Source organism: Microbulbifer aggregans (genome assembly GCF_001750105.1).
In the GTDB taxonomy this organism is placed as follows: domain Bacteria; phylum Pseudomonadota; class Gammaproteobacteria; order Pseudomonadales; family Cellvibrionaceae; genus Microbulbifer; species Microbulbifer aggregans.
The window spans coordinates 1,750,618-1,772,872 of record NZ_CP014143.1 but is presented as its reverse complement, the minus strand read 5'-3'; the positions used below and the strand labels follow the sequence as shown (position 1 = coordinate 1,772,872).

General features: G+C 59.2%; 19 protein-coding genes. 15 read left to right on the top strand and 4 right to left on the bottom strand.

Annotated elements, in window-relative coordinates; all coding sequences use genetic code 11:
- Positions 1 to 47 precede the first annotated feature (47 nt).
- The 3 genes from AUP74_RS07770 (at position 48) to AUP74_RS17310 (ending at position 1,070) form a co-directional block, all read left to right on the top strand.
- Complete coding sequence (locus AUP74_RS07770) at positions 48 to 551, top strand: hypothetical protein (protein ID WP_145924347.1); 504 nt, start codon at positions 48 to 50, stop codon at positions 549 to 551.
- Positions 535 to 771 carry a hypothetical protein gene (locus tag AUP74_RS07765; protein WP_145924346.1) on the top strand — a complete coding sequence of 79 codons (237 nt, stop codon included), beginning with the start codon at positions 535 to 537 and terminating at the stop codon, positions 769 to 771. The genes AUP74_RS07770 and AUP74_RS07765 overlap by 17 nt, the downstream gene beginning before the upstream one ends.
- Before the next feature lie 155 nt (positions 772 to 926).
- Positions 927 to 1,070 (top strand): hypothetical protein, encoded by a 144-nt coding sequence (locus tag AUP74_RS17310; protein ID WP_158514549.1) that lies wholly within the window; start codon positions 927 to 929, stop codon positions 1,068 to 1,070.
- A 188-nt stretch (positions 1,071 to 1,258) separates the two neighbouring features.
- Here the strand turns inward: AUP74_RS17310 and AUP74_RS07760 are convergent, their stop codons facing one another.
- Entirely contained in the window at positions 1,259 to 2,500 is a 1,242-nt protein-coding gene (locus AUP74_RS07760; RefSeq protein WP_083260865.1) for a GNAT family N-acetyltransferase, read from the bottom strand.
- 517 nt (positions 2,501 to 3,017) lie between these two features.
- On the opposite strand from AUP74_RS07760, the gene AUP74_RS07755 reads away from it, so the two are divergent.
- Both AUP74_RS07755 and AUP74_RS07750 read left to right on the top strand, forming a co-directional pair.
- Positions 3,018 to 4,238 (top strand): GNAT family N-acetyltransferase, encoded by a 1,221-nt coding sequence (locus tag AUP74_RS07755; RefSeq protein ID WP_069947076.1) that lies wholly within the window; start codon positions 3,018 to 3,020, stop codon positions 4,236 to 4,238.
- 155 nt (positions 4,239 to 4,393) lie between these two features.
- The gene (locus AUP74_RS07750; protein WP_069947075.1) at positions 4,394 to 5,284 is read left to right on the top strand and encodes an NAD-dependent protein deacetylase; all 891 of its coding nucleotides are present in this window, start codon (positions 4,394 to 4,396) and stop codon (positions 5,282 to 5,284) included.
- Positions 5,285 to 5,301: 17 nt separating this feature from the next.
- Here AUP74_RS07750 and AUP74_RS07745 read toward each other — a convergent pair whose 3' ends face one another.
- The 3 genes from AUP74_RS07745 to AUP74_RS07735 form a co-directional block, all read right to left on the bottom strand.
- Positions 5,302 to 7,041: an N-acyl-D-amino-acid deacylase family protein gene (locus AUP74_RS07745; protein ID WP_069947074.1), complete on the bottom strand. Its 1,740-nt coding sequence runs from the start codon at positions 7,039 to 7,041 to the stop codon at positions 5,302 to 5,304.
- Between the two features lie 215 nt (positions 7,042 to 7,256).
- A complete protein-coding gene (gene yghU / locus AUP74_RS07740) occupies positions 7,257 to 8,141 on the bottom strand; it encodes a glutathione-dependent disulfide-bond oxidoreductase (protein ID WP_069947073.1) in 885 nt (294 codons plus the stop codon).
- Positions 8,142 to 8,277: 136 nt separating this feature from the next.
- A complete protein-coding gene (locus tag AUP74_RS07735; protein WP_158514548.1) occupies positions 8,278 to 8,739 on the bottom strand; it encodes a YybH family protein in 462 nt (153 codons plus the stop codon).
- A 283-nt stretch (positions 8,740 to 9,022) separates the two neighbouring features.
- Between AUP74_RS07735 and AUP74_RS07730 the strand changes: the two genes are divergently transcribed.
- From AUP74_RS07730 to AUP74_RS07685, 10 genes are all read left to right on the top strand, one after another.
- Positions 9,023 to 10,162, top strand: a complete 1,140-nt coding sequence (locus AUP74_RS07730; RefSeq protein ID WP_069947072.1) for a lipase family protein — start codon at positions 9,023 to 9,025, stop codon at positions 10,160 to 10,162.
- A gap of 226 nt (positions 10,163 to 10,388) precedes the next feature.
- On the top strand, positions 10,389 to 10,964 hold the full coding sequence (rsxA, locus tag AUP74_RS07725) for an electron transport complex subunit RsxA (RefSeq protein ID WP_069947071.1): 576 nt from the start codon (positions 10,389 to 10,391) through the stop codon (positions 10,962 to 10,964).
- Between the two features lie 10 nt (positions 10,965 to 10,974).
- On the top strand, positions 10,975 to 11,637 hold the full coding sequence (rsxB, locus tag AUP74_RS07720; protein WP_083260862.1) for an electron transport complex subunit RsxB: 663 nt from the start codon (positions 10,975 to 10,977) through the stop codon (positions 11,635 to 11,637).
- A gap of 80 nt (positions 11,638 to 11,717) precedes the next feature.
- Positions 11,718 to 13,814 (top strand): electron transport complex subunit RsxC, encoded by a 2,097-nt coding sequence (gene rsxC / locus AUP74_RS07715; protein WP_418287627.1) that lies wholly within the window; start codon positions 11,718 to 11,720, stop codon positions 13,812 to 13,814.
- Positions 13,814 to 14,866 carry an RnfABCDGE type electron transport complex subunit D gene (locus tag AUP74_RS07710; RefSeq protein ID WP_069947070.1) on the top strand — a complete coding sequence of 351 codons (1,053 nt, stop codon included), beginning with the start codon at positions 13,814 to 13,816 and terminating at the stop codon, positions 14,864 to 14,866. The genes rsxC and AUP74_RS07710 overlap by 1 nt, the downstream gene beginning before the upstream one ends.
- A complete protein-coding gene (gene rsxG, locus AUP74_RS07705) occupies positions 14,866 to 15,555 on the top strand; it encodes an electron transport complex subunit RsxG (protein ID WP_069947069.1) in 690 nt (229 codons plus the stop codon). Before AUP74_RS07710 ends, rsxG begins: the two co-directional genes overlap by 1 nt.
- Positions 15,555 to 16,268: an electron transport complex subunit E gene (locus AUP74_RS07700; RefSeq protein ID WP_069947068.1), complete on the top strand. Its 714-nt coding sequence runs from the start codon at positions 15,555 to 15,557 to the stop codon at positions 16,266 to 16,268. Before rsxG ends, AUP74_RS07700 begins: the two co-directional genes overlap by 1 nt.
- Positions 16,269 to 16,492: 224 nt before the next feature.
- A complete protein-coding gene (locus AUP74_RS07695; protein ID WP_069947067.1) occupies positions 16,493 to 17,200 on the top strand; it encodes a TetR/AcrR family transcriptional regulator in 708 nt (235 codons plus the stop codon).
- Positions 17,201 to 17,341: 141 nt separating this feature from the next.
- Positions 17,342 to 19,585 carry an MltF family protein gene (locus tag AUP74_RS07690; RefSeq protein WP_069947066.1) on the top strand — a complete coding sequence of 748 codons (2,244 nt, stop codon included), beginning with the start codon at positions 17,342 to 17,344 and terminating at the stop codon, positions 19,583 to 19,585.
- A gap of 53 nt (positions 19,586 to 19,638) precedes the next feature.
- Positions 19,639 to 22,200 carry an MltF family protein gene (locus AUP74_RS07685; protein WP_069947065.1) on the top strand — a complete coding sequence of 854 codons (2,562 nt, stop codon included), beginning with the start codon at positions 19,639 to 19,641 and terminating at the stop codon, positions 22,198 to 22,200.
- The last annotated feature ends 55 nt before the right edge of the window (positions 22,201 to 22,255 follow it).

Below are 22,255 nucleotides of genomic sequence, written 5' to 3'. Positions count from 1 at the left end.
AGCAGCAACTTCCAGACAGTCGCTAACAAAAGCAGATGGGGAAATCGATGAAGGACGAGAAACAGTCCGACACAAAGACAGAGAATCCCGACCCGGCCGCACAGGAGCGCGGCCGGTATTCGTTTACCGATACCGGGCAGTCGCCTCCAGGTAATCCTGGAGAGCAGACTGAGGAACAGGAGCCATCGACACTGGCTCGTGCAGAGGCCGCACTGACGCTCGCCACTGCCTGGACAGGCAACCTGCAGACATTGATGCGACTCGAGTTCGAGCGGACACTGGCAGCCGGCAAGCGGATCGTCGCTCTGAGTCTGGTTCTGCTGCCTCTCGCCATCGCATTCCTGCTCAGCACCTGTGCCGGGCTTGGTCTTCTCGCATATTACTTCTCGCAGTCAGTCTATATCGGCTTTACGGCCTTTTTCCTTGCCCAGCTCGCTATCCTTACTGCCATCCTGCTGTACCAGAACCGTCTTCGCACCCTACTGGGGTTCACGCAAACGCGGCAGCAGGTGATGGAGGCAATAGACGATGTCCGTGAAACATTTAAATAAGCGTATTCAGGACTGCTCACGAGACATGGATCGCCAGCGCCGCAGCGTACTGGCTCTTGTCGGGCAGGAAAAACAGAATGTCCGGCAGCAAGTTGAGGGAATCCCCATGCCAGTGCTACTGGGCGTCGCCTTGGTGAGTGGCTTCCTGGTGGAGCGGCTGTTGCACTATCCAAACACATCGCAACTGATTCGACTGGCCATCGCCTACCGGGCCTTTTGATCGGTTTGCCCGGCATCGCTTCCCTGCAGCATTCCACCGAATGCACAATCGTCCGCGACTTAGACCAACAGCGCCCTGGGAGCACAGGTCCCACTTCATAAATCCGCTCTAAGCCCTGGATGCCAGCCTAATCCCCCCTCCATGAAGCGCTTTCCATGGATCACGCATCGAAAGGGTTCCTGCACCATCTGGCGAAGGGCTGCTCTCAGGCGCGCACCCAGGTGCTGGACTTTGCTATTTCAGGTGATGGCCGGGAGGACAACCTGAAACGTCAGGTACTGGGTGGACACGAAGAGTGAGAGTCCTGCTGTGCAGCAGGTGCAAATGATCAGTCGCCCCTGCGGGGCTCTGCGTTGTGGTTGCTCAAATGGCATAATGCGAGCGATTTAGAATCTCGCACAGATGAAAAGCTCTCCGACCAGGGGGCAGCTTAATGAGGCAGGGGGCAGCTTAATAAGGGACATTCTGCCGCCAGAAAACGGGTGCCTTACTTTCTACCCGAATCAGATTTGGTTTTCCGCCGACGGTCAATCAAAGTTCGACGAATTTTCTTGAGGCGCTCCAACAAGCCGCTGGTCTGAAGAAAGCTTGTCGCTGAATTTGCAAGGATATGCACGACTCTGGCTATTCTTGCACGAGGCGACGAAGCATAAAAATCCATCAAGGCGTCTTCCCGCCGCATAGTGCCATAGAGCTCTTTATAGCTGTAATCGCCAATCCCATAGTCGATCCAGCGAACACCTTCGTCCTGCAGTCGTTCTATAATTCTGCGGAGCAAATAAGTCCCCGGCGCCAGCTTGCGGTATTTCGGTAGAAAGGACGTGGCCAGCAGTGTAAAGGTGCCGTCCACTAGCGGCCCTACACCGTAAGCAATCGACTCCCCATTGGCCACCAGCAGATAACCGCGAAAGCTGCCGTTTTCGGCATGTATTCTGGATGTGGTTTTCCAGGCTTCATCGTCTTGCACTCCGACGCCGATACTCTTCTGATAGCTGGCGGCGACTATTTTTACCGCTTCCCCCAAAAAATCTTCCACATCGCCTGGATCGCTAACCTCCCGAACCTCCACCGAGTCGCCAAACGCTTTAACCAACTTACGGTCTTTTTGGCGAAATCCGCTACGTGTTTTTGCTGAATTTGTGACAACCGGATTTCCATGGTCATCTATTAGCTCGGTGAACCAACGTGCTAACTTTAGCGGCCTTACATTGCTTGACTTTCCGAGACCGCCCTCAAGTGCCCTCCCTGCCTCACCATCTGGATTCAGACGAAAAATGGAAATGCAATCTATATCCCCACTGGATAGCAATGCTTGTAAATATTTTTTCTGCTGCAGTGCAGTTTCTGCGCTCAGCGCCTCAAGACCACCCTCGGTAATATTTAGCGTACGAAGCCGCAGCATCGGAATTCGCCACTTTGCGATTTTTATGAGCGGACTCCTAATGCTGAGACGTCCTATCAATATCCCATCAGGCGCCCCATCTTTCTTCCATAGCGCCACATAAGGCGTTTGTTTCTCGGGCATTTCAGAGATAAATGGCAGGAAAAAATTGGCCTTTGCCGTAGCCACTCGGGGCGTAGCGCTCAAATCCAGGAGCTCCCAGGAATGAAGCAACTTCTGCGCCCCATCAAATGTCAGCTCGACACTCATACTGAGCCCTGACTTCTCCTCTACGGGCGTTGTTTTTTTTATCTTAACTGTGTCGGAGGATAAAGTTTGCGCTTCCATGAGGAGTCCATTTATAGATATACGATGACCAGAAACCGGGCTTTTTGCGAAGACTGTTTCTTGATACAGAAATTTGGTGGCTCACCACACTCTGTCAGGTAAGCTTTTAGTAAATACCGAACGAGAATTATTGTTAATTGCAAACATTCCCGCCAATATTTGCCGACATGCCTAGAGCTGCAGTTTAGACCCCAAACTGCAAGCCTGCCGTGACCTGCACATGTATCTTAAGTGGCGCCAGGCTACACACCAGCTTGATGGTTAGAAGAAACTTCACGAGAAAGTCTGGTAATTCAATCGCCGGCTTTTTGGCGCAGTATTGTCGAATCTGGCTTATCAGCGGTTTTCATGGCTTTCGGCAGATTCCTCTATTGGTATTGGCGAATTTGGCATGTCTTGTCTCACCAGAGCAACAAGACTCACTACACTCGGCAATGCAGCGGGATTCATGCATCGAGACCATGGCACCCAATCCGCTCCCAGTACCCCCCCCAATGTTTCATCACGAGGTTTTCCGATGGAAGCGTCGATCGCCAGAAAACGCACCGGCTGTCCCGACAAGCATATTGCTGGTCACGACCAGGTCATGCCGGATGTGGGCGAGGACGTCGAGTCGGCGCGGAGGTTGTTGGAGTCCTGGATGTCCGTGCGGCCCGGTGACGGGCCCTGCTCTGTCGACGCACACCCCGACTTCTACCTTCCTTTCCTCAATGTCCGGGAGGGCGAGAACACGCCACTAGTCGTGCTCTGGCGCCAGGGCAACGAAGCCCGAGGCATTCTGGTCGGGCGTCGCAATATAGGGCGCCCCGCGCTTTCGATTGGCCCACTCAAGATTCCGATGCCGAAACTCCGCAGTGTGAACATCACTTATGGAGGATTGGAATCGGTAGACGAGGAAGTGGCGCAGCTGCAGGCCGACTATTTGCGTGAGCTGTTAAAGTCGGGAACGGTGGACTGCATTTCTGTTCATCACCTGCCAGTGGACACCCCGATTGGCAGGATACTGCGGGGCGGCCTGCGTATCTCCGGCGACGGCAGCCCCATCGTGAAAAAGCAGTGGTTCCTGAAGCTGACCGATGACCAGAACCAGCCCGTTACCACCAATTCGGCCAAGACCCGGAGTTCACAACGGCGGCAGGACAGGAAGCTTGAAAAAGCATTTGCCGGCGCCGTGAAAATCCGCGAGTTCCGGGACCTGGAGCAGCTGGGCAGGTTCATAGAGCGGGCGTCGGAAATCGGTGCAAAGAGCTATCAGGGCAGCCTTCGAATCGGGGTGACCAATTCCTACCGCTGGCATACCCATCTCGGGGTGCTCGCTGGCATCGGTTGCCTGCGGGCCTACCTGCTCGAGGCGCAGGACACACCCATCGCCTATGCGGTGGGCTCGTACAAAGACGGTACTTACACCGGTATTGCCACGTCGTTCCTCCCGGAACACCGCAACCTGAGTCCCGGCGCCTACCTCAACCGGCGCGTAATCGAACGGCTGCAGGCAGAGGGGGCAATGTGGCTCGATTTTGGCTTCGGTGATGCATCCTATAAGCAACTCCACGGCACCTGGCGAAGGGAAATCGCCACCCTGCACCTGTACAGCCAGACCCCTGCCGCTCGTGTGGCCCGGGCACTGGATGCCTCAGTGAAGTGGGCGGATCAGACCAGCCGTCGCATTCTTCATGAAAGTGGCTTGTATGAGCGGGTCCGAAAACTGATACGACGCAGTGTCGAGCGCCTCCGCTGACGGGCCTCGCCGGCCAGCCGGGCCCATCGGCTGATACCCAGTCTTTCCCTGTAAAGTGATGCCTGGTGATGCCTGGTGATGCCTGGAGGGTGGCTTTCTGGTCACGGCCTGGTGGATTACAGTAGAGCAAGCCAGCCGCTGTACCGGAATCCGCGATGAACCAGACTTCGAAAGCCCAACCGGGCCCTGCGTTGACCGACACTTCGACCCCGCCATCGGTGATCGCCCCTGACGACGCCGCGGCGTCTCTGGCAGATTTTATCCGCCAGTACCCACGCCTGATGATCCTCACTGGTGCGGGCGTGAGCACGGACTCGGGCATCCCCGACTACCGGGACGAAGACGGTGCCTGGAAGCGCAAACAACCGGTGCAGCATCAGGACTTTATGCGCAGTCTGGAGACTCGCCGACGCTACTGGGGACGCAGCCTGGTGGGCTGGCCGGTCATTCGACGCTCACAGCCCAACCCGGCCCATCACCATCTGGCAGAACTTGAGCGGCGCGAGCGGGCGGAATTGCTTGTCACCCAGAATGTGGACCGTTTACACCAGCGGGCCGGCAGCCAGCGGGTCATCGATCTCCACGGTCGCGCCGACGAGATTCGCTGCATGACCTGCGATTACCGCTGCGATCGCCAGCTGGTGCACGATCACTGCTTCGATCTGAATCCCAGTTTCCGCCAATACCAGGCCACCGTGGCCCCGGACGGAGATGCAGACCTGGAGGTGGATTTCAGCGATTTCCAGATATTCGACTGCCCCCGGTGCGGCGGCATCCTGAAGCCTGACGTGGTTTTCTTTGGCGACAATGTGCCGTCTGTCCGGGTACAGACCGCGCTGGATGCGCTGCGGGCAAGTGACGGTTTACTGGTGGTGGGCTCGTCCCTGATGGTCTATTCAGGCTACCGCTTCTGCCGCTATGCCCGGGAGTGGGGCAAGCCCATCGCAACGCTGAACCTGGGCCGGACCCGTGCGGATGACATCACAGACCTGAAGCTGCAGGCCCGTATTGGTGAAACACTGGCAGCGGTTCTGCCGCAACTGTAGCCGCCGGACAATCAGGCTCAGCGCGCCGGCAGAAAACTGCCGAATCCCGGCTCGGTGCCCAGTTCTGGTTGCAGCTCTTCATCCCGAACCGCCACCCGGCCATTGATCAGCACATGCCGGACGGCGCCCGGATTGCGATTCACCAGCCGCTCCAGGCCGAAGTTTTCCATCTCCGCCCAATGCACCCGCTCCAGGTCCTGGTCCAGCCCGTCGGGGTCAATGACAACCAGGTCCGCGCGATCCCCCTCTCGGATTTTGCCCGCATCGACGCCAAACCAGTCGGCCTGGTCCCCGGTCAGACGCCAGACCGCCTGCTCTATGGACATGATGGGGTTACCCTCATCAATGGATTCCTTGACCATCTTGAGCAAACGCAGGGGTAAGTTGTAAAACGCCATATTGCGAATATGGGCGCCGGCATCGCTAAACGTGATCAGGGCATGGCGATCCCGCACCATTTTGCGCAGAACCTGTTTGCGGTGGTTGGCAACGGTGGTGTACCAGCGCAGGCGGGTGCCATATTCCACCACCAGGTCGAGAAACAGATCCACCACGTGGATTCTGCGCTCCGCCGCGACCTCAGCAAAATTCCTGCCCACCAGGCTTTCATCCGGGCAGCCGATAATTTGCGCATCACCGAAGTCACGCTGCCATACCCGCGGGCTGAGCTTTTCCCCGTAAAAGCGCCGGAAGTCACGCCGGTATTGCTCATCCTGCAGCAGCTTGTTGCGCTCGACCGCATCCTTCAAATCCAGCGCCATCTCGCCGGCGCCGAACTCCTCAAAGAACACCACGTCGATGCCGTCGGCATACACGGTAAAAGGCGTGGGCAGGACCTGCCAACGGAAACTGCCCCGCAGTGCATTGGTCACCCGGGAAGTCAGTTTGGTAAGCAGGTTCAGGTAGGCGCTGCCCTTCAGATCCATCTGACTGATCAGCGTGGTCTTCAACGGCCGCCGCAACCAGCCGATACACTCTCGCATGTACTGGGTAATCTGCAGCGGCCTTGCGGCATCCGGGGCGCCCTGATGCACACGGTTATAACGACGCACCAGTTTGTTCAGGCGGGACACTTCGCGCCAGCGGGCATAAGTGCTGGGTAGGCTTCTGGACCAGGCGCGCTCGCCATCCACTTTGTCCCATTTCAGGCACATGGTGGAAAGACCGAGAAAGCCACACTGCAGCGCCTCGGACAACTGCGCCTCCATGGCCTGCATCTCGGCTTCCGAGGGCCGTACTAGTCTGTCGGTGGCGCGGCTCAGCCCCATAACACTGGCGCGCAGGTCACTGTGACCCAGCAGGCTGATGACATTGGGGCCAAGGGGCAAAGTGGCGAGGTGTTCGATCCACTCCCGCGGCGAATGCCAGGTCTTTTTCTCACGCAGGATTGGCAGCACCTTGTCCCGCGGCACTGTTTCCACCCGGGTGAAGATATCCGACGCGTCCTCTGCTTCACTGCACACCATACTCAGGGAGCAGCTGCCCACGAGCACCGTGGTTACGCCGTGGCGGACGGACTCCGACAGGCTGGGACTGACCAGCAATTCTGCATCGTAGTGGGTGTGCGTATCGAGAAAGCCCGGGGTTACCCATTGCTCGCGGGCATCGATGACTTCTTCTGCCTGGCTGTGATCGATGGTATCGGCAGTCACACGGGCAATGCGGCCATCTTTGATCGCGATATTTACAATCGATGACGGAGCACCGGTGCCGTCAAAGTAACGGCCACTCTCAATCAACACATCGTACTGTGCCATGGGTGCCTACCCCGCTGTGCGCTTTCTTATCTTGTTGCTGGCGTCAGTCAGGTTAAGAGGTTTTTCCGACAGGAGCCAGAGATAAAAGCAATCACTTTGGGCGACCAATTCCGCCTCGGATCCCGGGAGAACAGACGAGTACGCAACATTGGATCCGGAAAAGGCGATGTACCCATCGCCCCGTCACTGGAGGCCCGGCGCAACAGCGCAAAACATCAGCTCTCCGACTCGCCACTGCCCTCCAGCTTATCCTGGGTGCGGAGTTCGAAGTCGCTGGCGTCGTGGCGCTCGTGCAGTTGTGAACTGGGCTCGCCCCAGGTGCGGTTGACCATGCGTCCTCTCTGCACCGCCGGGCGCTGGGCAATTTCATCCGTCCACCGAATCACATTTTGGTAGGTATGGGCCTCGATAAACTCGGCCGCATCGTACACCTTGTCCTTTACCAGTGCCCCGTACCAGGGCCAGATGGCCATGTCGGCAATGGTGTATTCACTGCCGGCAACAAACTGGTGGTCTGCCAGTTGCCGGTCGAGCACATCCAGCTGCCGTTTGATTTCCATGGTGTAGCGGTTGATGGGGTACTCATATTTTTCCGGCGCATAGGCATAGAAGTGCCCGAAGCCACCGCCAAGCAGGGGCGCTGCGCCCATCTGCCAGAAGAGCCAGTTAAGGGTTTCCGTACGCTGCTCCGGGGTATGAGGCAGGAAAGCACCAAACTTCTCTGCCAGATAGAGCAGGATGGAGCCGGACTCAAAAACCCGGATCGGCGGGTGCGTACTGCGATCCACCATCGCCGGGATCTTGGAGTTGGGGTTTGCCTTGACGAAGCCACTGCCAAACTGCTCCCCCTCGGTAATATCGATCAGGTGCGCATCATACTCCGCCCCCTCATGCCCCAGTGCCAGCAATTCCTCCAGCATTACCGTGACCTTGACGCCATTGGGCGTGGCCAGGGAATAAAGCTGCAGCGGATGCTTGCCCACCGGCAGTTCCTTCTCATGGGTCGGGCCGGCGACGGGACGATTGATATTGGCAAACTTGCCGCCGCTATCCTTGTCCCATTTCCAGACTCTGGGCGGGGTATAAGTGTCGTCAGACATGAGAAAACTCCGAGGCCAATGACTACTGGACTTGCTACGCCAGGCAGCAGGGAATGGCTCAGTGTAATTTGAAAGGCTCCGTCATGCACAGCCGATCAAGCCGGAATCAGACGAAATGATTCCGGCAGTACCCTGACTAACTCTCAGCCGGAGTCGTTACGGGAAGACTGCTGTTCCAGATATCCCGCTGCATTTTCCAGCCGGTAGCGGTTTTCCTCCATGTCACCAGGTATTTGCCACTGTCCAGGACATTGTCATCAGGGCCGATGACTTTTGCCCGGCCGACTTCTACCGCCACATCGCCAACCGCCTGCACATCCTCGGTGTGAAGCTGTACGTGAATACCGGCATCCATCATGCCGCCAAACACCTTCCTGACCGCCTCACGTCCTTCCAGTATTTCGGTATTGGGGGGCAACAGCTTTGTGTCCTCGGTGTACATCACCGCAAACTTTTCCAGGTCCGCTTCCTTCAGCGCCGACATCCACTGTGCATTGGCACGCTCGATTTCTGCGCGCACATCAGTTACTGAATCCTTTTTCGGTCCACTGCAGCCGATCACCATCATTGTCAGCAAAACCATTACAACCATTTTCATCGTCTTTTCTCCAGTCAATGGATGCTCACAGGAGTAGATCCCGATGCATCCGTGCATCCATGCCTGGCCGCTGTAACCTTAACCGCCCAGGAAATCGCCCAGACACCGGTATGAAACCATTCATCAAAAAGGTTCCATTACTGCAGCATGCCAACATATCCGTTGGCATCTAACAAGATGCCTGTAAGCCACTGTAATTTCTGCAAAGTATTGAGCGCCATGCCGGTATCGATTAAAACAGCTCCTCACTCACGCCGGGATCGGCAATATCCAGGAAACATTCATGCACTATTTCGAAGGACTGAATCGCGTACCGGGGCTGCCCAACGGACGCGCGGCTTACAGTGATCGCATGGCCTATGTAGGCGCGGAGCTTTCACGGCTGGTTTACGAACCTTTCACACCCGATGCCAACCTCACAGCGTTATTGCATCGCCTCCGCAGGGCCGATACTGAAAGCGCGCGCAGGCAGGTCTTGGCCGAGTGGAGTGCACGCCTGCAGAGCAACCATTGCGGCCTCGAAGCCGGGATTCGCGACACCCTCCTCAGGCATCATTTCAAGCCCATCAGCTTTTACGATATGAGCGAGACGCAGGCACTGCTGGCAAAGATGGATCTCGCCGGCCAACCGGTTTTGGTTCTGTGCTTTCGCGGTACCGAAATGAACGCCTGGGATATCGTCACCGACCTGAAATTCTCCCTCGAGCCATACGGCGCGCAGGGCCGGGTGCACCGGGGCTTTCGCGAAGCCTTTGAGCGGGTGCGGGAGCGGATCGAGGCGGATCTCCATCAGCACGGCCAGAAGCCCCTGTTTATTTTCGGCCACAGCCTTGGCGGCGCCCTGGCCCAGATCTGCACCAGGGAACTGAATCACCGCGGCAACGGCGCCACCTACGTGTACGGTGCCCCCCGAACGGGTGACCGCGCCTATTTCGAGAAAGTAAAAACGCCCATCTACCGGCTGGAGATCGGTGGCGATCCGGTGCCACTGGTCCCCTTCGGTCATGGGCTCGGGCCCCTGCTTACACTGCTGCGGCTCATCCCCCTGAATGGCACCCTGCAGCTGGCCCGCTGGCTGCGACGCCGGCTGCTCGGCTACAGCCATACCGGCTTTCGTGTATTCATCCGCCACGCCCCGAATGTGCCGGACGAGCACAACCTGGGGTTCCGCAATATGCAGGTATCCTTTTCCGGCAATGTTTTCTGGCGCGTACAGCACATCTTGCGAGCCTGGCTAAGTGCCTGCCCGAACGCGCGTGAGATTGCCGCCTTTCACTCCATCCGCCTCTACAGCGAGATGCTGCGAGCGCACATGTTGCGGCGCAATATCGACGACCTGCTTCCCGAAGCGAACGAGAAGCTGCCAAATCGCGCGATTGCGCGCTCAAGCAGGACCACCATCGAGGAATCTGAACCGGCCTGATGGCCACACCGGAAAACGTAGCGACTGGGCGGCGTGTTGAACCCCTTAAGTGAGTCACCGATAATAGCGCCCGGCCGGGGTAACCCTCCCGGCAGGCCCCGCCGCAGCGGGGTGCTAGGCTGTTTCAGGCACTCTTATCAGGTATCAGGCGCTGTTTTTGGGCTGCGGGCGCACCCGCCGCCGCGCCGCGTTACCGCCGAGCCGCAAGGCCCAAACCGGACCCCTTATGACCGAATTTGCCGTCATCCTGCTCAGTACCATCCTCGTCAACAACTACGTGTTGGTGCAGTTCCTGGGCCTGTGTCCGTTTATGGGGGTCTCCAACAAGCTGGAGACGGCGGTGGGTATGGCCGGCGCCACCACCTTCGTCCTCACTCTCGCCTCCATCTGCTCCTACCTGGTCAATACCTACCTGCTGGAGCCGAATGGCATTGAATACCTGCGCACCATTTCTTTCATTATGGTGATCGCGGTGGTGGTGCAGTTCGCGCGTATGTTTATCGAGAAGACCAGCCCGTTGATGCACCGTGTGCTGGGGGTCTTCCTGCCATTGATCACCACCAATTGCGCAGTGCTGGGTGTAGCCCTGCAAAACACCCTTAAGGCCCACAACTTTGTGCAGTCCACCCTGTATGGCTTCGGTGCCGCGCTGGGCTTCTCCCTCGTCCTCATCCTGTTTTCCGCGATCCGCGAGCGCCTGTTCGCCGCCGATGTGCCGACGCCGTTCCGCGGCGCAGCGATCGGCATGATTACTGCCGGCCTGATGTCCCTGGCCTTTATGGGCTTCAGCGGGCTGGTATAGGGAGGACGTAATGCTGGATTGGTTTGCTGCAATCTCCACGCCGCTGCTCGTACTGGGCGGGATGGCACTGGCATTCGGCGCCTTGCTGGGCTTTGCCGCCGTACGATTTCGCGTCGAGGGCGACCCGCTGGTAGAACAGGTGGACGCGCTGCTGCCCCAGACCCAGTGCGGCCAGTGCGGCTATCCCGGCTGCCGGCCTTACGCCGAGGCGATCGTCAACGGCGATCAGATCAACAAGTGCCCCCCGGGGGGACAGGCCACCATCAACGAGCTGGCCAACCTGCTGGATATGGAGCCAATGCCCCTCGACGCCGAGCACGGTGTCGAGGATGTGAAGAAGGTAGCCTTTATCCGTGAGGCGGAGTGTATCGGCTGCACCAAGTGCATCCAGGCATGCCCGGTAGACGCCATCGTCGGTGCTGCCAAATACATGCATACCGTGATCGTGGACGAGTGCACCGGCTGCGATCTCTGCGTCGAGCCCTGCCCGGTAGACTGCATCGATATGGTACCGCTGGAGGCCTCCCTCCAGGACTGGCACCCGGAGATTCCGCCAGACGGCGTCCAGCTGATCGCCACCGACCGGCCACAGCACGGCACACGATCCACCGATAGCACCCGCGGCGATAAAGACAACGCCCGTGGCGACAAGGATAAGAGGGACGCAGCTTGAGCCCTGAGCAGGAATCCAATTCGCGGCAAGAGCTCCGCCATAGTGCAGAGGAGCGACGCGCTGCCCGCGAGGCACAGCTGATCGCCAGCGAACACCAGCGCGCGCTGAAACCGAACGATTTCCCCGGCGGCATCCACCCGCCGGAAAACAAGCACCAGTCCACCGGTGAGCCCATCGGTACCATCCCCCTGGCCGACGATCTGTCTGTGCCACTGGTGCAGCACGTCGGCACTACCGCACTACCGCTGGTCAAGCTTGGGGACCGGGTCCTGAAGGGCCAGAAGATTGGTGAAGCCGATGGCCTGATCAGCTGCGCGGTGCACGCCCCCAGTTCGGGCACCGTGGTCGCACTGGAACCAGTACCGGTTCCCCACCCTTCCGGTATGCCCGTGGATGGCATCGTTATCCGCACTGATGGAAAAGAAGAGTGGTGCGAGCTGCATCCATGTGAAGACTTCCGCAAGCTGGCGCCGGTGGACCTGCTGGAAAAGATCCGTGACTGCGGCATTGCCGGCCTCGGCGGCGCCGGCTTCCCCGCCGCGGTGAAGCTGGATCCCCACGGTGGCACCGAGATCGACACGCTGATCATCAACGGCACCGAGTGCGAGCCTTACATCACCGCCGACGATATGACGATGCGCGAGCGCGCCGCAGAGATTATTGCCGGTGTGGAAATCCTGGCCTACATCCTCGACGAGCCGGAGCGCGTATTGATCGGCATTGAGGACAACAAGCCCGAAGCCATCGAGGCCATGCGCAAGGCCGCCGAAGGCACCCGCTTCGATATCGTCGTCTATCCGACCAAGTATCCCTCCGGTGGGGAAAAGCAGCTGATCCAGATCCTGACCGGCCGCGAAGTGCCGAATAAAGGGCTACCCGCCAACGTCGGCATCATCTGCCATAACACCGGCACCGCCCGCGCCGTGTACCGCGCCGTGCGCTACGGTGAGCCGCTGATCAGCCGCGTGACCACGGTGGTGGGCGAGGCACTCGAACGCCAGCGCAACATCGACGTGCCCATCGGCACCCCCATCCGCCATATCCTGAAACATCACGGCGCGCATCGCGGGCTGATGCAGAAAATCATCCACGGCGGCCCGATGATGGGCTTCACCCTTGAGGATGACCGCGCACCGGTGATCAAGACCACTACCTGTATCCTGGTGCCCACCCGCGAGGAGCTGCCGCCACCACCGCCGGCGCAACCCTGTATTCGCTGTGGTTTTTGTGCGGAGGTCTGCCCGGCTTCCCTGCTACCACAGCAGCTGTACTGGTATGCACGCGCCGAGGACCGGGAAAAGCTGCAGGCCTACAACCTGTTCGACTGCATCGAGTGCGGCGCCTGCTCTTATGTCTGCCCCAGCAGCATCCCGCTGGTGCAGTACTACCGGGCCGCCAAGGGCGATATCCGCATCGCGGAAGAGGAAAAGGAAAAGTCGGATCGCGCGCGCGAGCGCTTCGAGTTCCGCAAGCTACGCCTCGAAAAAGCAGAGAAAGAAAAGGAAGAAAAGCGCAAGGCCCGCCGCGAAGCCGCCGAGCAGGCCCGCAAGCAGCGGGAACAGAATGCGGAGAGCCCGGAAGCCAAAGCCGCCAAGCAGGAAGCCGATGTGGTTGCCGCCGCGCTGGCGCGGGTCAAGGCCAAACAGGCCACACCGGAGCAACAACTGGCCCGGGCCCAGCGTTCCCTGACCAGTGCCGAGCACCGCGTCGAGCGAATGGAGAAAAAGCTCCAGGAAGCCCCCGCAGAGCAGCGCGACCAACTGGCCGCTCAGCTCAAAGCCGCGCAGATCAAGGCCGAGGAAGCCCGCCAGAAACTGGCCAAGGCCGAGAGTGCCGCTAACATCAGTGGCTCACCGCCCTCGGCAGTCGATGACGCCGCCGACGTACAGAGCGGCACCGCGGCACCGGTGCCGGGAGACTCAAAGGATAAGGCGCAACAGGCCATCGAGCGGGCCAAGGCTGCAGCGGCAGCCCGCGCCACCATGAGTGACGCCGATAAGCTCGCGGCCGAGATTGAAGCGCTGAAGGCTCGGGTCGCCAAGTCCGAGGCGCGGTTGCAGAAAGCGCGCGACGAGAATGATCCGAATGTGGATGCGTTCGCCACCGCGCTGGAAAAAATGCAGAACAAGCTGGAACAAAAGATGCGCGAGCAGAACAACGGCGGTGGGGCAGACTGATGAGCCTGATGCGCATGTCCTCCCCACACGCCCGCTCCGGTGACCGAACCGCTCAGGTGATGCTGCAGGTGGCGGCAGCCGCCATTCCCGGCGTACTCGCCCTGGTGGTGTATTTCGGTATCGGCGTACTGATCAATATCGCACTCTGCACCATTACCGCCCTGCTGTGCGAAGCGGGGGTAATGAAATTACGGGGGCGCCCGGTGGCTTTCTACCTGAAAGACTACAGCGCTTTTATCACCGCCCTGCTGCTCGGTATTGCCCTGCCCCCATACTGTGCCTGGTGGTTGCCGGTAGTGGGCAGCGCCGCGGCGATCATTCTTTCGAAGCAGCTTTACGGTGGCATCGGCTACAACCCCTTCAACCCCGCCATGGTGGGTTACGTGGTGCTGCTGATCAGCTTCCCGGTGGAAATGACCCGCTGGGTCGGGCCCGGAGAGTTGATCATGGGCTCCCCGAGCATTTCCGAAGCTTTTTCGCTGGTGTTCGGCAATTACAGTATCGATGGCTTCACCCGTGCCACGCCCTTGGAGATCGTGCGCCTGAACCAGTCGGTACTGCTGTCGCAACTCTATGAAGCAGAGCCCATGCTCGCCCGCGGCAATCTCGCCGGCTTTGGCTGGGAAGCGGTGAACGCCGGCTTCCTGGCCGGTGGCCTCTACCTGCTATACCGCGGCTTTATTACCTGGCACGCACCGGTCGGGATGCTGGCAACCCTGGTCCTGCTGTCGCTGATGTTTTACGACAGCGGCAGTAGCCTGAGTGAGGGCTCACCAATCCTGCACCTTTTCTCGGGCGCCACCATGCTCGGGGCCTTCTTTATCATCACCGACCCGGTCAGTGGCGCAACCAGCAACAAGGGGCGCTTGATCTTCGGTATCGGCGTGGGCCTGATCACCTACGTGATCCGCGCCTGGGGCAGTTACCCGGACGCAGTCGCCTTTGCCGTGTTGCTGATGAACTTCGCCGCGCCCACGATCGACAATTACACCCTGCCGCGCACCTACGGGCACAAGGCGCCGCGCAAGGCCACCGACGTGGAGGAGCAGTGATGCTGAAGCGCTCCATCACCACCAACGCCGTGGTTCTGACGTTGTTTGCACTGGTCACCGCTGGCACCCTGGCGGTGACCCAGATCACCACCAAAGAGCCCATTGAGCGGGCCATCCGCAAGGCACAGGCCCGCGCCCTGCTGGAAATCATTCCTCTCGAACGCCACAGCAATGACCTGCTGGTGGACACCTACCCCATTCCCAGAAGTTACTGGAATCAGCTGGGCCTCAAAAGCGGGGGAGATATCAACCTGGCCCGCGAGGAGGACGGCACCATTACCGCGGTGATCATCCCCAGCGTGACCAATGACGGTTACGGCGGGCCGATCTCCCTGCTGGTTGGTGTCAACCGGGACGGCACTATCGCCGGCGTGCGCGTAACCGAGCACAGTGAAACGCCGGGCCTCGGCGATAAGATCGAGATCAAGAAGAGCGACTGGATTACCACATTCAACGGCAAGTCCCTGCAGGATCCACAGCCGGCGCAGTGGAAAGTGCAGAAAGACGGCGGCACTTTTGACCAGTTCTCAGGTGCGACCATTACGCCGCGGGCCATCGTCAACCAGGTAAAAACCGTGCTGGAGTTTGTCGTTTCTCACCAGCAGCCGCTGTTCTCGGCCCCCGTATCCAAGCGTGCGGTGGAAGTGGAACAGCCGGACACCGACACGCAGACACAGGAGCAGCAGTAATGGCCACCCCCAGCTATGGCGAGATCAGCCGCAACGGTCTGTGGAACAACAACCCCGCCCTGGTACAGCTTCTAGGGCTGTGTCCTCTTCTGGCGGTAACCGGCACCGTGGTCAACGCCATCGGCCTCGGCCTCGCCACCATCGCCGTCCTCACCTGCTCCAATCTGGCGGTTTCACTGGTGCGCCACCAGATGCCGGACACGGTGCGGCTGCCGGCCTCGGTGATGATCATCGCCACCTTTGTGACCTGCACGGAGCTGCTGATGAAGGCCTTCACCTACGAGCTATATCTGGTCTTGGGCATCTTTATTCCGCTGATCGTTACCAACTGCGCGATCCTCGGTCGCGCGGATGCCTTTGCCAGCAAGAACCCGGTGCTGCCGTCGGCGGTGGATGGCCTGACCATGGGGCTCGGCTTTACTGCGGTGTTGATCACCATCGGTGCCGTGCGTGAAGTGCTCGGCCAGGGCACTCTGTTCGCCGATATGGATCTGCTGCTGGGTCCCATGGCCGCCGACTGGGGTATCAATGTACTCGGCGCCGATTACCCGGGCTTTCTGGTCGCGGTGCTGCCCCCGGGGGCCTTCCTGGTTACCGGCATGCTGATCGCAGCCAAGAACGCCATCGATGCCGGCATCGAGCGGCGACGTAGCCAGCAGGTGAGGATCGTGCCGGGCGCCAAGCGGGTGCGCACCACAGGTAAGATCACCTGAGGGGGGAGCAAGCGCCGCTCCCTCGCTCGATCGCGCAATTTCAGCCGCCGCTGCTGTAATGGCGCGTAATCGATTTGGCGTGTTTCTCCCCCGTTCTGCCTAGCCATTCGGCCCCAATCCGCTAGAATAAATCCCCCCTTTTGCGGCACTGGCGTGCCAAATGCTTCGGCGCCGGTTCCGCCCGATCGGGCCCCTCAATCAACAATAAAAACAGGGATCACGTCATGACCATCGAGACTGGAATGCCAGAACTCGTCTACCAGGGCCGCCCCGCCCAGCGCGCCGACAGTCGCCAACGACGCAAGGCCATCCTCGAGGCCACCCTGCGCCTGATCGTCAAGGAAGGCATTCGTGGCATCCGTCACCGCGCCGTGGCCCGCGAGGCATCGGTGCCCCTGGCCGCCACGACTTACTACTTCAAAGACCTGAACGACCTGATCAGCGACGCCTTTACCTACTTCGTGGAGCAGGGCCTGGAACACACACGGCAGCTGCGGGAAGACAGCTTCGCCGCGGCCCGCGGCCTGACCGAGGAGGAACGCAGCTCCGATGCGGGGCGCAAACTGCTGACCCAGCAGCTGACCCGGTTCATCCTCTCCCACGTGCGCTCCCAGGCCGGCAACCGCGATTTCCGCCTGGTCGAACTGGCCTTCCGCAATGAGGCATTGCGCAACGACCAGCTGACCCGCGCCATTCGTATGGCGAACCAGGCGGCTGAAGCCATGATCCGCGAGTTCTTCGAAATGCTCGGTCTGGCAGATTCCCAGGCCGCGGCACAGATCACCCACGGCACCATACTCCACCTCGAGTACCAGATACTGTGTGGCGCAGTGGCGATCGACTCCCCCCTGCTGGAACGCACTGTCACCATGATGATCCGCGGCCTGATTCCGGCCACTGTCGGCGCGCCACAGACGGCCACTCTCGACTGACAGTCGACAGGCCCCGCAACAGCGACACCGGAACGAATTCCTCCGCTGCCCGCCTTTACGGGCAGCTTGTTCCACCCTCTCCTCCCTCAGGATGACGAGCTAGGCTGAAGGTAATGCAGGCTGCAAACCCCTGAAGCCGTGATGCGCACTCGATTCTCTCTGTATTTCCTGGCCGCGCTGACTGCGCTGCTGCTGGCACAGGCCGGCTGCGACCGATCGCCCCAGCAGGATACTGCCACTGCCCCTGTGGCGAACGATTCCGCACCCGCCGGGCCGACGATCGGAACCGTGGGCGGACGCGAGGTCACGCCGTTCGAGCTCTACGATAATTACACCGAGACTGGAGACCTGCCTGCCATCGAGAAGCGCGGCAAACTGCGCCTGCTGGTGGACCCCAGCCGCACCGCTGCCCTACCCCGCGAAGCCACCCAGCAGGATGTGGAGATCGAACAGGCCCGGGCCATGGCGCGCCAGCTGGGTCTTGAGCTGGTCATTCTGCAGGTCGAGACATTCGATGAATTGATCAAACGGCTGAACGCCGGCGAGGGCGACCTGATCGCCAACAACCTGCTCATCACCGAGGACCGGCGCCAGCTGGTGGACTTCTCGGAACCGACCGCCGAGACCCGGATAGTGCTCGTATCAGCGGCAGGGACTGCAGCGGTGCGCGATGGGCAGGCACTGGACGGCAAAACCTTAGTGGTTACCCGCGGTACCGCTTTCGAAGCGGCTGCGCAGAAATTTGCCGGTGCCCACCCCGGCCTCAGGGTCGAGGTCCGCGATACCAATTACATCGACCTGCTGGTGGAAGTTGCCGATGGCGAGGCAGACTTCACCATTGTCGATCAGCTGGCCCTGGAACTCGTCCAGCAGTTTCGCGATGACCTCAAGGCCAACGTTGAATTTCCCGAAGAGCAGCAGCTCGCCTGGGCTATACGCAAGAACTCACCGGAGCTGTTGGGCGCCATCAACAAGCAGGTGCGACAGCTACGCCTGACCCGGCCCGGGCGCCGCTCTATCGGTGACCTGGATACTATTCGGGAGCGGGGCGTGCTGCGCGCAGTCACCCGCAACCACCCGGGCACCTATTTTATGTGGCGTGGCCAGATCCTCGGTTTTGAATTCAACCTGTTGGAGAACTTTGCCAACAGCCTCGGTGTGCGGCTGGATATTATCGTGGCGGACAACCAGGACGACTTTGTCCGCATACTGCGCGACGGCGATGCAGATATCTCCGCCAGCCTGCTGGCCATTACCAAGACCCGAAAGGCCGCCGATATGGCCTTCTCCACACCCTACCTGGAAAGCGTGCCCGGTATCGCGTCGCGACCGGATGAGCAGCCTGCCAGCCTGCAGGATCTCGCCGGCCGCACAGTCTGCGTGCGCCCCGGCAGCAGTCAGTACGAGGCCGCGCAGGAACTCAGGCAACAGGTGCCGCAGGTGAAACTGGAGGAGGTCTCCGGCACCCTGGATATCCAGCAGGTGCTCGACAAGGTGGTGGCGCAGGAGTGCGACCTCGCCATCGCCGACGAAATTTCTGTGCGGCTGGAACAGGCCTGGCAGGAGGGGATTCAATTCGCCCTCCCGCTACCCAGAGAGAAGAACCGTTACGCCTGGATGGTGCGCAAGTCGAACCCACAGCTATTGGCAGCCATCAACGACTTTTTTGCCGAGCCCCACACCGACGACAAACTGCCAGATCTTTACGAGCGCTACTTCAATTCCCCCAAGCGCACCCGCCCGGAAATCGAGGAGCTGAATCGCAAGGGCGAGATCTCCCCGTTTGACGACATCGTGCGCCGCTACGCGGAAGAGTTTGGCTTCGACTGGCGCCTTATTGTCGCCCAGATGTACCAGGAGAGTAATTTCAATCCCAAAGCCAAGTCCTGGGTTGGTGCCAGGGGACTGATGCAGGTCATGCCCAATACCGGCAAGCAGGTGGGAGAAACGAACCTGTTCGACCCGGAAAGCAGCATTCGCGCCGGTATCAAATATATGCGCTGGCTGCACGACAAGTTCGACGACAAGGGCATCACGCCCGAGAACCAGCTCTGGTTTACCCTCGCCTCCTACAACGCCGGTCTCGGCCATGTCTACGATGCCCAGGAGCTGGCAGAGAAGAAAGGCTGGGACCGCAGGATCTGGTTCGACAATGTGGAGCGCGCCATGCTGCTGCTCGCCGAACCCGAGTTTTATCAGCATGCCCGCTACGGCTATGCCCGTGGGCAGGAGCCGGTGGATTATGTGCGTAAGATTGACGCCCGCTTCCGTCACTTCGCCGGCCTGCTTGACGTCTTCCAGAGAAAGCAGGCGCGTACATCAACAGAGGGGATGTCGTTCCCCGTGACTGCCGCCTGGCAGGGTGTGCAGACCTGTTCTGGCTGATCAATGTCTAGACTTGAAGTTATTCGTCCATCCCAGTGGTACCGGGAGAACACATGACGCAGCGCTCGCACACACTCGCCTGCCAAATCCTTCTCTGCTTGCTGATCCTCATTGGCGGCTGTGATCGCGAGCGAAACGACAGCCCCCTACCCGACGATGCGCCCTCGCACCCCCCTGAGACTCAGCAATCGGCAACCCCCGAAGAAGGGATTAATCCGACCAACACCGCGACCAGCGATAAAGAAACCGATGAGAAAGAGACCGCAGAGCAAGGCGAGACAAAATCCGACGATGAGGCAGGGGAGGATTCTAGTGACCGCAGCGCCGCGCAGGACGACAGCCGAGTAGCGACAAACAGCGGCGAGCAGGACGAAGCAGACGCAGAAGAGGAAGAACCGGGCTTTCTTGAAAGGTTTACCGGAAGCGCCGCTAAAAAGGACGATCTGCGACCTGAAGCGCTTTGGGCACCAGACACGACTGGAGAGTATCCCATTGGCGCATATAACAATTACATCGAGAAGGGCGATCTGGACGCGATCAAGAAACGCGGCAAATTACGTATCCTGGTGGATATCGCCAATACCGACTCCCTGCACCGGGCCGCCACCCAGCAGGATATCGAAATCGAGCTGGCCAAACACAAAGCAGAGCTCCTGGGTCTCGAGCCTGTCGTACTCTATGCAGAAAACTTTGACCAATTGATCCCGATGCTGGTGGAGGGCAAGGGCGACATTATCGCCAATAACCTCGTCCCCACTGCAGAGAGAGCCAAATTGATCGACTTCTCCAACCCCATAGGAACCACCCACGACACATTGATATCGAAGAAAGACTTTGAGCAAATAAAAGAGGGCGACAACCTCAAGGGCAAGACGCTCGCCGTCACCAAAGGCACGGTTTTTGAGACTCGCGGGAGAGAATTTGCCGAACAGCATCCGGGAATCAGGCTGAAAGTCGTAGAAAAGAATTATGCCGAGCTAGCGCTGGATGTCTCTCTGGGGCATATCGACTTTACCATTATCGATGAGCAGATTTTCGATATGGTCAGTCAGTTCCGTGACAACATCAAGAAGAACATCGTCTTCGAGCGCGAGGATCCACTGACCATCGGTTTACGCAAGAACTCTCCGCAACTGGAAAAGGCCCTGAACGACGCGATTCGCACGATCAAACTGACCAACCCCTACTATCGCCACGTAGGCGACCTGGACAAAATCAAGGAACGAGGAGTGCTGCGCGCGGTCACTCGCAACCACCCCGGCACCTACTTTATGTGGAAAGGCCGGGTGATGGGCTACGAATACGAGCTGCTGAAAAAATTTGCTAAACAGCTCGACGTGCGCTTGGAAATTATCGTCGCGCCCACACACAAAGAGCTCTTTACCATGGTGCGCGATGGCAAGGCAGATATCGCCGCCAGCCTTCTGTCTGCGACGAAGGCTCGCGACGAGGCCGGCATGGATTTCGGCCCTGCTTACATGAAAGAGGCGGTCGGTATTGTGGGGCGCCCCGATGACAAGATCGAGGTTCTCTCAGACTTGAATGGAAGAACCATTCATCTGTTGCGCTCGAGTAGCCAGTTCGACATTGTCATGGAACTACTGGAAAGCCACCCGGAACTAAGGGATGTAAAGGTCGATATTGAGCTGGTTCCGGAGGAACTCACCATCCCGCAGATTCTTGATCGGGTTGCCGATGGCGAATACGACCTCACCATCGCCGATGATGTCACCGTAAGACTGGAACACCATTGGCGCGACGATATCGTCAACCTCTACGACCTGAAGATAGAAGAAAACATCTATGCGTGGATGGTCAGAGAGGGCAACCCGCAGCTGCTGGAGGCCGTCAATGAATTCTTCAACGACCCTGAGATCGTCAAACTGCGGAACACACTATTTCACAAGTATTTTGACGAACCCAAGCGCACCCGGGACGAAATTAAGAGCCTGAGCGAAAAGGGGGAGATCTCTCCCTATGACAAGCTGGTAAAGAAATACGCGGAGCAATACGATTTCGACTGGCGCCTGATCGTCGCCCAGATGTTCCAGGAGAGCACCTTCAACCCCAAGGCCAAATCCTGGGTCGGTGCGCGCGGCCTGATGCAGGTCATGCCGGATACCGGAAAACAGGTGGGAGAACACAAAAACCTGTTTGATCCGGAAACCAGCGTCCGCGCGGGATTGAAATATCTGGAGTGGCTGCACCGCAAATTCGAGGACAAGGGTATCAGTCCGGAAAACATGATGTGGTTTACCCTGGCCTCCTACAACGCCGGCCTGGGCCACGTCTACGATGCCCAGGACCTGGCAGAGGAAAAAGGGTGGGAACGCAAGGTCTGGTTCGGCAACGTGGAAAAAGCCATGTTGCTGCTATCCGAGAAAAAGTACTATTCCAAGGCCCGCTACGGCTATGCCCGTGGTCGCGAGCCCTACGACTACGTGCGCAAGATTTCCCAGCGCTTCCGAACCTACGCCGCGCTGCTGGAGGCCTACGAGCGTCAGCAGGAGGTGGGCGCAGTGACATGTACCCTGCTCTCGCCCCGTTTGGCCGCAAGCCTCGTCTCTTGCAAGGAGTTGGCTTCCACCTCAGCAGAAATGGCAGCTAGCCGCTGACGAGATCCGCGGGCCCCAAAACAGAAAAGCCGGCAAACTGCCGGCTTTTCTTGTA